Annotated in this window: 11 protein-coding genes and 1 pseudogene; 5 read left to right on the top strand and 7 right to left on the bottom strand. The window is 69.5% G+C overall.

Features of this window, described 5'->3' with window-relative positions; translation table 11 throughout:
• Window positions 1-286: 286 nt before the first annotated feature.
• Both OG276_RS01320 and OG276_RS01315 read right to left on the bottom strand, forming a co-directional pair.
• A complete protein-coding gene (locus OG276_RS01320; protein WP_266901809.1) occupies window positions 287-1,012 on the bottom strand; it encodes a hypothetical protein in 726 nt (241 codons plus the stop codon).
• A gap of 162 nt (window positions 1,013-1,174) precedes the next feature.
• Complete coding sequence (locus tag OG276_RS01315; protein WP_266901808.1) at window positions 1,175-1,744, bottom strand: DinB family protein; 570 nt, start codon at window positions 1,742-1,744, stop codon at window positions 1,175-1,177.
• Between the two features lie 224 nt (window positions 1,745-1,968).
• Between OG276_RS01315 and rox the strand changes: the two genes are divergently transcribed.
• Together rox and OG276_RS01305 are read left to right on the top strand one after the other, a co-directional pair.
• Window positions 1,969-3,393, top strand: a complete 1,425-nt coding sequence (gene rox, locus OG276_RS01310) for a rifampin monooxygenase (protein ID WP_266912451.1) — start codon at window positions 1,969-1,971, stop codon at window positions 3,391-3,393.
• Window positions 3,394-3,402: 9 nt separating this feature from the next.
• Window positions 3,403-3,612 (top strand): annotated as a pseudogene (locus OG276_RS01305) (SDR family oxidoreductase); the annotation flags it as partial.
• Between the two features lie 104 nt (window positions 3,613-3,716).
• Here the strand turns inward: OG276_RS01305 and OG276_RS01300 are convergent.
• Window positions 3,717-4,073, bottom strand: coding sequence for a hypothetical protein (locus tag OG276_RS01300; protein WP_266901807.1), 357 nt, complete (start codon window positions 4,071-4,073; stop codon window positions 3,717-3,719).
• Window positions 4,074-4,158: 85 nt separating this feature from the next.
• Between OG276_RS01300 and OG276_RS01295 the strand changes: the two genes are divergently transcribed.
• Entirely contained in the window at window positions 4,159-4,617 is a 459-nt protein-coding gene (locus tag OG276_RS01295; RefSeq protein WP_266901806.1) for a PPOX class F420-dependent oxidoreductase, read from the top strand.
• Window positions 4,618-4,623: 6 nt separating this feature from the next.
• On the opposite strand, the gene OG276_RS40755 is transcribed toward OG276_RS01295, so the two are convergent.
• On the bottom strand, window positions 4,624-6,639 hold the full coding sequence (locus OG276_RS40755) for a GNAT family N-acetyltransferase (RefSeq protein WP_323182301.1): 2,016 nt from the start codon (window positions 6,637-6,639) through the stop codon (window positions 4,624-4,626).
• Window positions 6,640-7,170: 531 nt separating this feature from the next.
• On the opposite strand from OG276_RS40755, the gene OG276_RS01285 reads away from it, so the two are divergent.
• Together OG276_RS01285 and OG276_RS01280 are read left to right on the top strand one after the other, a co-directional pair.
• Entirely contained in the window at window positions 7,171-8,376 is a 1,206-nt protein-coding gene (locus OG276_RS01285) for an IS110 family transposase (protein WP_266901805.1), read from the top strand.
• Window positions 8,377-8,509: 133 nt separating this feature from the next.
• The gene (locus OG276_RS01280; RefSeq protein ID WP_266901804.1) at window positions 8,510-9,211 is read left to right on the top strand and encodes a hypothetical protein; all 702 of its coding nucleotides are present in this window, start codon (window positions 8,510-8,512) and stop codon (window positions 9,209-9,211) included.
• Between the two features lie 63 nt (window positions 9,212-9,274).
• Here the strand turns inward: OG276_RS01280 and OG276_RS01275 are convergent, their stop codons facing one another.
• The 3 genes from OG276_RS01275 to OG276_RS01265 form a co-directional block, all read right to left on the bottom strand.
• Window positions 9,275-9,817, bottom strand: a complete 543-nt coding sequence (locus tag OG276_RS01275; RefSeq protein ID WP_266901803.1) for an NUDIX domain-containing protein — start codon at window positions 9,815-9,817, stop codon at window positions 9,275-9,277.
• Window positions 9,818-10,034: 217 nt separating this feature from the next.
• Window positions 10,035-10,864 (bottom strand): IS5 family transposase gene (locus tag OG276_RS01270; RefSeq protein WP_266912449.1). Its coding sequence is split into 2 segments (ribosomal slippage): window positions 10,035-10,502 and window positions 10,505-10,864, totalling 828 coding nucleotides; the frame shifts between segments, so codons are not numbered across the junction.
• 40 nt (window positions 10,865-10,904) lie between these two features.
• Entirely contained in the window at window positions 10,905-11,489 is a 585-nt protein-coding gene (locus OG276_RS01265) for a DinB family protein (protein ID WP_266901802.1), read from the bottom strand.
• Window positions 11,490-11,644 lie beyond the last annotated feature (155 nt).

Raw genomic sequence — 11,644 nt, 5'->3', positions numbered from 1 at the left:
TGCTCAGGTGCATTCCTGACTCCCTGGCCTGGTGGGTGGCGAGAGCTGGCACCGGTACGAGACCCCGCGCCCCTGTCCGGGTGCGGACAGGGGTGGGCGTGGTCACAGCGGCCGGGTCAGAGCTCTCGCTGAGCGCGTCATACCCACGGATGCGGGCACCGCGCCGAGCCGCCGAAGCGGGATGCTAGCAAACAGGAAACTTTCCTACCAGTCATTCGCGGCAGGAGAATCGCCCTTCGGCGGGAGACTCGGCCCTCGGCGGGAGCTCGGCCTTCGGCAGGAGCGGTCAGGAGATCGCGTACCACTGGCTGCCCCAGCCGGTGTTGATCGTGCTGGTGGACTGCTCGGCGAGGTTCACGCCGGCCGGGAGCGAGGTCTGACCGGTCAGGACGGTGCTGTAGCGCAGACTCGGCGGGTTCAGGCCCGCGTTCACCGAGATCCCGGCGCCCGTGGCCTTGAGGGTGAGGGCGTTCGTCGCCCAGCTGCCGTTGAGGAGGAGGGCGACGAAGTAGGTGCCCGGGGCGGCGGCGAACGGCTTGGTGAGGGGGAACGGCTTGGCTATCGCGTCGGTCATCAGCTGCGGGGAGATGTCCGCGGTGGACGCGACCAGGGTGCCCTTGGCGTCGTACACGCCGAGGTAGCAGTTGGACAGTTGGGCGTTCGGGTCGATCCCGGCCAGCCCCAGCCAGATGTTGGACCAGGTGAGCTGCTCGCGCAGCACCATCCGGACCAGGGTGACCCGCCCGCCGACCCCGGCCGCGGACTGGGCGGTGACGTGCCCCGCGTCGTTCGGATCCCCGGTCCAGGCCAGCAGGTTCTGGTCCTGCGGCCGGGGCCCCTCGTACCCGGCGCCACCCGGCACCGGCGCGGGCGAGGCCGCCGCCGACGCGGAAGCGCCGGCCGTCCCCTTCCCGGCCGTGCCCCCACCGGACGCCGAGCAGCCGGACAGGACGAGGGCCGCCGCGAGCACGGCGACGAGGCCGGCCGAGGCGGTGGTGGTACGGGTGCGCATGGTCCCCCCATGAGGTGCTGATGGACGAAGGAAGCCATGGTCACACGGGCTGCGCCGGCTCCCGTACGCGCCTACGCGCCTACGCGCCTATGCGCCTACGGGCATGCGCGCGTCAGTGCGGCGGGCGCCAAGCGCGTGGGCGCCCGGCCCGGCCGCCGCCGGCTACTGGCCCACCCGCCCGTCGACGCATTCGCGCAACAGGTCGGCGTGCCCGCAGTGACGCGCGTACTCCTCGATCCGGTGCACCATCAGCTCCCGCACCGCGATCCGGTCCTTCCCCAGCCGCTCGCCCAGATCCGGGTGCGCGGCCAGCGCCGCGTCGGTCGCGGCCTGCTCGCGCTCGAGGTCGGCGTACGCTCCGTCGACCGCGGTCTGCTCGGCGACGGCCCCGTCGAAGTCCCCGTCGCGCCGGCCGTAGAGCTTCGGCAGCGGGTCGCCGTCGGTGATCCAGTTCTGCCAGTCCCGTTCCACCTCGGCGAGGTGGCGCACCAGACCGAGCAACGACATCGTCGACGGCGGGACCGACCGCCGGGCCAGCTGCTCCGGATCCAGGCCCTCGCACTTCATCCGCAGGGTCAGGCGGTAGTCCGAGAGGAACTCCTGCAAGGTGGCGAGCTCACCCTCCGCACCGCTCTCCCCGCTGTTGCGGGGGTCGTCGTCCGGGTCCGCCCACATGTCGGGGTAGACGGTCGCCTGGGTCCATCGCTCGCCTTGATCACTCATGCGTCCCATGCTCGTCCACGACGGGCCGGCCGACCAGCGGATTTCACCCGGAACACAGAAGGGCAAGGAGGTGTTTCCACTCCTTGCCACTCTCAACTTATAGCGCACGGGGGGGCTTGCGGCAAGGCCCCGGTGGTGACGCAGAATCACTGGCCGAAGACGGAACCTGCGGAAATGGTGATTGCGTGACGAACGAAGTGCCCGACGTGTCCAACCCGACCGACGTGACCGACGTGGCGGACGTGACCGTTGTCGGCGGCGGACCGACCGGTTTGATGCTGGCCGCCGAGTTGCGCCTGCACGGCGTCCGCGTGGTGGTGCTGGAGAAGCTGACCGAGCCGACCGGTGAGTCCCGCGGACAGGGCCTGCACACGCGCAGCGTCGAGCTGATGGACCAGCGCGGCCTGCTGGACCGATTCCTCGCCGTGAGCGAGAAGTTCCAGGTCGGCGGCCTGTTCGGCGGCATCATGAAGCCGTGGCCGGACCGGTTGGACACGGCGCACCCCTACGGCCTCGCCATCCCGCAGCCGGTCACCGAGCGCCTGCTCGGCGAGCACGCACTCGAAGTCGGTACCGAGATCCGGCGCGGCTGCGAAGCGGTCGGCCTGACCCAGGACGAGGACGGGGTGACCGTCGAGCTGGCGGACGGCACGCGCCTGCGCTCGCGCTACGTCGTCGGGTGCGACGGCGGCCGCAGCGCGGTGCGCAAACTCCTCGGCGTCGGCTTCCCCGGCGAGCCCGCCACGGTCGAGACCCTGTTGGGCGACATGGAGGTGACCGAGGACCCGGAGACGATCGCCGCCGTCGTCGCGGAGGTCCGCAAGACCCAGCTGCGTTTCGGCGTCAGCGCGGGTGAGAACGGGTCCTGCCGCATCGTCGTACCCGCCGACGGCGTGGCCGAAGACCGTACCGCGCCGACCCTGGAGGAGTTCAAGCAGCAGCTACGGGCCTTCGCGGGCACCGACTTCGGCGTGCACTCGCCGCGCTGGCTGTCCCGCTTCGGCGACGCCACCCGGCAGGCCGAGCGCTACCGGGTCGGCCGGGTCCTGCTGGCCGGAGACGCGGCGCACATCCACCCGCCGACCGGCGGACAGGGGCTCAACCTCGGCGTGCAGGACGCCTTCAACCTGGGCTGGAAGCTCGCCGCCGCGGTCAACGGCTGGGCCCCGCAGGACCTCCTCGACAGCTACCACGCCGAACGCCACCCGGTCGGCGCCGCCGTACTGGACAACACCCGGGCCCAGATCACCCTGCTCGGGACCGAAGCGGGCCCCACCGCGCTGCGGGAGCTGTTCGCGAAGCTGATGGACTTCGAGGAGGTCAACCGGTACGTGACGGGGATGATCACCGCGGTCGAGGTCCGCTACGACTTCGGCGAGGGCCACGAACTGCTCGGCCGCAGGCTGCGGGACGTGGAGCTGAAGCGCGGGCGCCTGTACGAACTGATGCACACGGGCCGCGGAATCCTGCTCGACCAGACCGGCCGGCTCTCGGTCTCCGGGTGGGCCGACCGGATCGATCACGTCGTCGACGGCAGTGAGGAGCTGGACGCGCCCGCCGTGCTGCTGCGCCCGGACGGCCACGTGGCATGGGTCGGCGAAGACCAGCACGACCTCGACGCGCACCTGCCGAAGTGGTTCGGCGCCGCCAAGGCCTGAGCATGCGGATCGGTTGCCCCGGGGATCATCGATACGGACGTCAACGCGGGCTGGCTGCGCGGCAACCCGCAGGCCGAAGCCCACGCGGCGTCCCTGGCCGCGCTGGGCCGGGTCGGCCGGCCGGCAGACGTGGCCGACATCGTGGCCTTCCTCGCCTCGGACGACGCGCGCTGGGTCACCGGCAAGGTGATCGATGCGACCGGAGGCTCCGGGCTGTGAGTCCGGGCTGTGAGTCTTCCCCTCGGGCGGCAGCACCCCGCCGCCACTGGGGGCGACGTGGAGAGGGGCGCGCACGCGGTGGACGGGGAACTGTGGCTGGAGCACTAACTCCGTACGGCGAGCAGCAGCCGCCAGCGCGGTTGCTCGGCGATCAGACTGGCCGAGGCCAGCACCGTCACGGCGACGGCTGCCCACGTCGGCCAGGCCGCCCAGGAGGAGACGACGGCCGCGACCAGTTGGAGCAGAGCCAGGCTGATGGTCACCACGCCGGGGACGGGCACGAGGATCTGCTCCCTCGTCATCCCGTTGTCACCCGGGGTGCCGAAGAGGGCCAACGTGGCGAGGAGGAGGAGGACCGCCGCCACGGCGAGCGGCACGGAGTACGGTGCGAGCGCCCAGGGAGTGGCAACCCAGGCGGCCAGCATGCTGAGGAAGCGGAGCGGGTCCGCCAGACGTATCACACGCCGACTTTCCCACAAGGTGCAGCGGTTCGGGTCACCTCCGGCAGCGTGGAATACCCTTCCACGCAAGGAAGTTGATCGCGTCATGACTCAAAATGCCGGTCCCCGCGCCCTGTCCGACGAAGCTCTCTCCGAACTGCTGGGCTCACAGCAGTTCGGCACTCTCGCCACCAACAAGAGCAGTGGCCATCCCCACCTCACCACGATGCTCTACCACTGGGACGCCGAAGCGCGCATCGTGCGGTTCTCCACCACGGCCGACCGCATCAAGGTCCGGCAGCTCCGGCGTGATCCACGAGCGGCCGTACACGTTCCGGGCGGCGACGTGTGGTCGTTCGCCGTGGCCGAAGGCGAGGCCGAGGTCTCGGAGGTCACGACCACGCCGGGGGACGCGACCGGGCGCGAGCTGCTCGCGATGGTGCCGGAGGCCGCGAAACCGCAGGACGAGGACGCCTTCCTGGAACAGCTGGTCGCCGAGCGCCGTGTGGTCATCCGCCTGAAGGTATCTCGGCTGTACGGCACGGCACTCGACATCAGCGGCTGAGACCGGTCATGCGTCGCGCATGGCCGTGCCCGCCCGGAGCGCTTCCCGGGCCACCTCGTGAAGTCCGAGCGGCACGGCGGCCCGTGCGATGAGGAAGTGTTCCTCGGCGACACTCACCCCCAGGCCGAGCTCCCGCCAAGTGGGCTTCCGGCAGGGAGGTTTTGGCAGTCCGAGACCGAGATCGAGCTCCGGCTGATCGGTGGGCGGCAGGGGCGGCAGTCCCTCCAGCGGGCCGTCGAGTACCGAGACCGCCTCCTGAAGGGACCGCCAGGCGGCCGCCACCTCGCCGTGACGGCGTTGCAAGGAGGCGAGGCGGGCAAGGGCCGAGCCGTGCCTGCCGGCGTCGTCCTGCAGCGAGACGTACAGGCGCAGTGCCCGGATCGCCTGCCCGAGGTCCCCGAGGGCTTCGAACTCGCGGGCGAGGCCGCTGAGCAGGGCCGCATCGCGCGGGCCCGTACCGTCGAGGAGGTGTATGAGCGCGGCGCGGGCCAGTTCGGTTCGCCCCTGGCGGCGGGCCAGCGCCGTCCAGGTGAGGTCGTACTCGTCGTGGGGATCCTGGCCGTAGTCCGACCAGTCGACGTCGGCCGCCCACTGGGCGAGCACTCCCGCGGAGTCGGGGAACTCGCCGAGCAGGAAGTGGACATCGGGGTCGGCCTCCCGCAGGGACCGCAGCAGCGCGTGGTCCTCCGTCATGCCGTGCAGTCCCACCAGGACCGCGGCGAGGCGGAGTTCCGCGGTGTTGCCGCGGTCGGCAGCCTCCTGGCGCAGGAGCGTGCGCAAGAGCTGCAGGTCCCCCGGCTGCCGGTCGTACTGGGCCGTGCGCAGGGCGGTGGCCCGCCGTACGGGATCGTTCGCGATCTCGTCCCAGCAGTCGGGGTCCGCCCGCATCCGGACCAGGTCGGCCCGGCCCGGAGCGAGGACCGCTTCCCAGAGCGGCGGACGCCGAAGCCGGTCCAGCGGCTCGTACGCGCAGCCTTCGTCCGCGTTCACCAGGAGGAACTCGGGCTCGGTCCGCAGAAGGCTTTCCTGGAGCCTGCGCAGCAGTTCCCGCCGGGGGAGCCGGCGCAGACCCAGCCCGCTGAGCAGCGTGCTGCGATCGGCGTCCAGCGCGGGGGCGTAGGAGCTCCGGATCTCGTCTTCGGTCCGGGCGAAGACCTCCTCCAGCACCTCGTCGTCCGCCGAGAGGTCGAGGTCCGTGTGGTCGTGCCAGCCCGGCAGGCCGAAGAGGATCTCCAGAGCCTCGTCCAAGCTCCTCCCGATGAGGCCCGCTCCGCCCTCGGAGCTCGCGTACAGCACGGCCCCGTCGGCGCACAGGAAGAAGGTTCCGCCGGTGTCGTCGCCCGCCACGGCCCTCAGCGGCGCCCCGCTCGCCAGGCGGACCTCTTCCACGTGCTCGGCCCGGTCGAGATCGAAATCGAAGGATTCCGCGGCCGTCCGCGCCAGATCGGGATGCCCGCGCAGGACGGTGAGTACGTGGTCGTGGCGCGTCAGTTCCTGGCTCTGGCCGCTCTCCCGTGCCGAATCGACTGCCCGCTTCCAGCTCACGGAGTAGGAGAGGCGCCGCGCGTCCTCGCCGGCCGGGAGCATGCCGGCAGCCGTCATGACGTGCTGCGAGGCCGTGTTCTCCCGGTCGGTGTCGCCCGATACCGAGGCCGCCCCGTGAGCGCGGGCGTGCTCCAGCAGGGCCCGCAGGGCCTCGGCGGCGTAGCCCCGACCCCGCACGGCGGGCACCAGCCCGTAACCTGCGATCACCCCGCCCTCCTCGTCGGCAGGGCCGTGGAACCCCGCACCGCCGATCAACAGCCCGTCGGAGCGCCGCTGGATCTCGAACGCCCCGTACGGTGCGGGGTCGCCCGTGTCGGCCAGCACCCGCAGGTACCGTTCGGCCCCGACCCGGTCCCCGGCGTCCGGATACCCCTCGGCCCAGCGGTCCTCCGGACCCGGTGTTCCGGCAACGAGCCGCCGGGCCCGGTCGGCGTCCAGCGGGACGAGGATGAGGCGTCGGGTCTGGAGAGGATCCATCCTCCAGGTGATACCAGCCCCGCTCCGCTTACCGCATCCGCTTTCCCGGAGGCGTTGGCCAGCAAGGCGTGGTGCAGGACAAGAGCAGCGAAGAAGGCGTACGTGCCGGCCGTGCCGGAGATCCCCTCGCCGCTCGGTAGGAGCTCGGGGAACCGTTCGAGCACGCGGACGCGCTCGGAAACGTCGACGATCGGGCGGTCGGCGCACCAGAGGACGTGTCCGCCGTCGGCTGCGAGGGTCCTGGCCCGCGTAGTGACAGGGGTACGTCACGCAGGTGTGACTGAGCGAACTAAAGCGCTCCTTACCTTGTTGGCGGGTTGATTCCGGTCCTTCGTACGATCGGGAGACCCAGGGGCCTGGGTGTGGCTTTAGCGCGCTCATGCCGTGGTTGTGGCTTTGACTGATTGGCCGCCCAGTGCCCCGCGACGACACGGCCACTCATTGGGATAAGCGAACAGAGATCGCTTCGTAAGGACACGCCGGCTTGGTCGTCTGCAGGGACCAGTCAACCGGACGACGAGGGAGGCTCGGGTGCCCGAGCTCTGGGCGGGGACGGATGCCGGCAAGGCCGCGCATCACTGCACGGTGATCGACACGGACGGGGCGAAGGTGCTCTCGCGCCGGGTGCCCAACAATGAACCCGACCTCTTGGAGCTGATAGGCGACGTTCTGGCGCTTGCGGAGGACGGCCCGGTGACCTGGGCCGTCGACCTGAACGCGGGCGGTGGGGCTCTGCTGATCGCCCTACTCGCCAGCCATGGTCAGCGGCTCCTCTACATTCCTGGCCGCACCGTCCACCACGCCTCCCGTGGCTACCGAGGCGACAGCAAGACCGACGCGAAGGACGCCTACGTCATCGCCGATCAGGCACGGATGCGTCGGGACCTGCAGCCTCTGCAGGAGTGGGACGAGATCGCGGTGGACCTGAAGATCCTCACCGCCCGCCGCTACGACCTCGCCGCAGACCGCACGCGCGCCATCAACCGGATGCGGGCCCAGCTCCTGGAGTACTTCCCTGCTCTCGAGCGGGCCTTCGACTATGCCGCCTCCAAGGCGGCACTTGTCCTGCTGACCGGCTACCAAACACCGGCTGGTCTGCGCCGGGTCGGCCCGAGCAGGCTCGCGACCTGGCTGAAGAACCGGAAAGTCCGTGGCGCCCAAGCCATGGCCGATGCGGCCGTCGCCGCGGCCCAGGCCCAGCACACGGCCGTGACCGGGGAGAGCACTGCCGCGGCCGTGGTCAACGCCCTGGCCAGGGCCGTGCTCGCTCTGGACGAAGAGATCGCTGGCATCGACGCGCAGATCGCGGTCCGTTTCCGAGAGCACCGCCACGCTGAGGTGGTCCTCAGCATGCCCGGCATGGGCCCGTTGCTGGGGGCGGAGTTCATCGCCTGCACCGGCGGCGACATGGACGCCTTCGGCAGCTCGGGCCAGCTCGCCGGCGTCGCCGGTCTCGCTCCGGTCCCACGTGACTCCGGTCGCATCAGCGGCAACATGCGCCGGCCACACCGCTACCATCGCCGACTCCTGCGGGTCTTCTACCTCTCCGCCCAGATTGCCGCCCGCTTCTGCCCCACCTCGAAAGCCTTCTACGACCGCAAACGAGCCGAGGGCAAGAACCACAAACAGGCGATCCTCGCCCTCGCCCGCCGTCGCCTCGACGTCCTGTGGGCTCTCCTCCGCGACCAACGCCATTGGACGGCCCAACCACCCCAACCAGAAGCAGTGGCAGCATGAACATTCCGGCTCAGCCACAAGTCTGCCGGGACGGCCTGCGGGTGACGGTCACTTCGCTGACCTTGGGGCCAGTCTGACGCCTAGCCTGAGGCAAGGCCCTCATCGGGCCATCCAACCCCAGGGAGGCAACGGAATGGCGCTGGAGATAATCCCCGATCGAGCCGGCCGGGAAGTCGCCTTTGAACCCATGCTGGATGAGCTCCTCACGGCCTTCTCTCCTGACTGGGAGTTGCCGCCGATCATGGAAGGCGAAGAGCGATATCACTGCAATGAGGTGAAGCGTTTTGAGGTCGGCGAGGCCGCAGCGCAAGATCTTGAAGCCACACGGCAACACGCAGACCTCCTTATGCGCGCGGCCGTGCACGATCAATGCCGGAGCGGTATTCGGCAACTGATCGAGCCCCTGGTGAAGGCGATCGGCCACCGACAGGTCCAGTCGGCGATCGTCGACTACATGAGGACCGGCTCCGACGCTGAGAAGGTCGGCGCCTCCATGGCCTGGTACTTCGCCCGGCCCGGACTTCAGTACGCCTCCATGGAGGATCTCCGCCGAGGAGTCCCCACAGAGGAGAGCAAGGCGGAATTGGAGGCACTGGCCGACCTTCGCGACGACTACCGCGCAGCCTGCCTCTCCGTTTTCCTGACCTGCGAAGACCCGGAGACACGCCAGGACCTCTCCCTCGACCTCAGCCTCGACGCGACGATCTACCCCGCCGCTCTCCAGGACAGCCACGAGAAGGCGAGGCGCATCATCCTGGCAGACCCCGAACGGTATCGCTTGCTCCTGGGACGCTGCACGCACGCGTCTTCTCCCATGGAGAGCCAACAAGACTGACCGACTGGTCCGCAGGCTTGACAACGATGATTGGGAATCAGTCACAGTCGGCCAGCTCTTCGGTCAGACCCAGGTGTACGTCTCGTCGGTGACCGGCTCGAGCGCGGCGTCGATGACGCCTGCGCGGGGTGTGGCCAGGGCTGCGAGGGCGGGGCCGATGGGCGGGAAGATCGGCAGCTCGGCGATCTTGCGGTAGTCGATCCACTCGACGACCCCGACTTCGTGGCTGCCGTCGGGCTGTTCGTCGAGTTCCTGCTCGGCGAGGGTGTCGCGGAGTTCGGTGGTGATGTGTAGGCGGTAGATCATGTGGAGCTTGCGCGGTGGCGGGGTGGGGCCGGGGCGGGTGACGCGCTGGTCGATGACCCACAGGAGTTCGCCGCCCTCGGCCTGGTCGATGTCCAGGTCGAGTTCTTCCGCGAGCTCACGGCGGAGGGCTTCACGAAGGTCTTCGCCGTCCTCGACGTTGCCACCCGGCGAGGTGTAGTGGGTGGAGTCGGCGCGGTCACGGCGGATGAGGGCGACGTCGTCACCGCAGAAGATAACGGCCCCGGTACGGATCTTGATCCGGGAGAACGGGACCGTCTGCTTCTCGGGAGTGTTGGTCATGGCGGCCAGTATCACGGCCCGAACGCGGGGCCGGGCTGGCTTTGCTCCTCGTTCCCCCGCCCGCCGGGGCCCCGGTCTAAAGGCTTGGTCAGCCGGCTCGCAGCCCGGGCAGGGCGAATGCCGTGCGCCTGGTGGCCATGGTGAAGTGCTCGATCCAGCCGTCCGGCAAGGTCAGCACGTGGCGCCGAAAGACTAACTAGAACGCTAAGAGGGTGTCTCACGTGGCAAGTTTCGCGAGCTTCTTGTAGCAGGTCAGGGCAGCAGCCAGGCCGAGGAAGGCGAGGAAGTGTGAGCCCTTTCGTTCGTACCGGACGGTCAAGCGGCGGTAGCCGAAGAGCCAAGCGATCGACCGCTCGATCTTCCAGCGGTGCCGCCCGAGGCGTTTTCCGGAGTCGACGCCTGGCCGCGCGATGCGCGCGACCAGCCCACGCTCGCGCAGCCAGGCCAGGTGCTCGGCGGAAAAATACGCCTTGTCCGCGCGGAGTTTGACGGGGCGGCGTCGCCGTGGCCCCCGGCGGGACCGGATGGCGGGGATGCCGAGGATGAGCGGCTTGAGGGCGAGACTGTCGTGCATGTTCGCGCCGGACACGGCGACGGTGAGTGGGACGCCCTGGGCATCGGACAGCACGTGCAACTTGCTGCCCTTCTTGCCGCGATCGACCGGGTTCGGACCGGTCAGTGATCCCCCCTTTTGGCGCGAACAGAGGCCGCGGCGACGATTGCCGAGGTCCAGTCCACCTTGCCCCGGGCCCCGAGTTCGTCCAGCACCGCCCGGTGGAGCCGACGCCATAGGCCGGCCTCGGTCCATATCGTGAAGCGGCGATGCGCGGTGGCGGGGGACGTGCCGAACGTCGGCGGCAGATGCCGCCAGGCACAGCCGGTGGTCAGGACGTACACCACTGCCGTGAACACTGCCCGTTCGTCACACGGAGCGGTCCCACCACCTTGCGGTCGAGCCGCGAACGACGGCAATAACGGGGCAACCAGCTCCCAGAGTGCATCAGGAACCAGGCGTTTCGACAGATCAGCAGCACTCACGACCGGCATCATGCCGCTCGAACATCACGTCACGTCGCGGGACAGCCTTCTAAGCCTTGGTTGGTGCGGTCGGCCTGGCGGCCTGCTCGATCTTCGCGAAGTAGGCTGCGCGGGCTTCCTCGTCGATCGGCTGCTCGTTTTCGGCGCGCATCCCGGTCCGGCCGTCGACGCCCTCGCGCAGGATGTCGGCGTGCCCGGCATGCCGGATGGTCTCGCCGAGGACATGGACCATGATGGCGAACAGGTTCGTGTTCGGATGAGGCTCCGACCACCAGGGCACGTGGCCGGGGGCATCGAGGGCAAGCTCGCTGATTGTCGCGTCCGAGTGTTCCCACATGCGCCGGTAGAACGCGACGATCTGATCGCGTGTCTCGTTCTCGGCTGCCCATTGATCGCTGCCGTCGGAGTCCTGCCACCGGCACAGCGGTTCCGGAGAAGGGCGGTCGAAGACTTCACCGAAGTACCTGGCTTCGACCGTGGCCACGTGTTTGACCAGGCCGAGGAGGTTGGTCCCGGTCGCTGTCAGAGGCCGGCGTGCGTCGTATTCGGACAAGCCATCGAGCTTCCAGAGCAGCGCCTCACGGTCCCGCCGCAGTCTCTTGTGCAGGTTGTCTTTCGCGAACTCATCGATCATGGGGCACGAGCCTGCCATGGGCTGCTCATGGTCTCAAGATCCCGTACGCGCTCCGCAACGACTGGCAGAGCCGTGGTCAGCTATGGTCACCGCCCAGACCTGCTGAAGGAGCTCGGAACCTATCCACGTGAGACATCCTCTAAGTCTCAGCCTAT

The organism is Streptomyces sp. NBC_00086, assembly GCF_026343255.1.
Lineage (GTDB): Bacteria > Actinomycetota > Actinomycetes > Streptomycetales > Streptomycetaceae > Streptomyces.
This window is presented reverse-complemented; position numbering and strand designations above follow the sequence as displayed.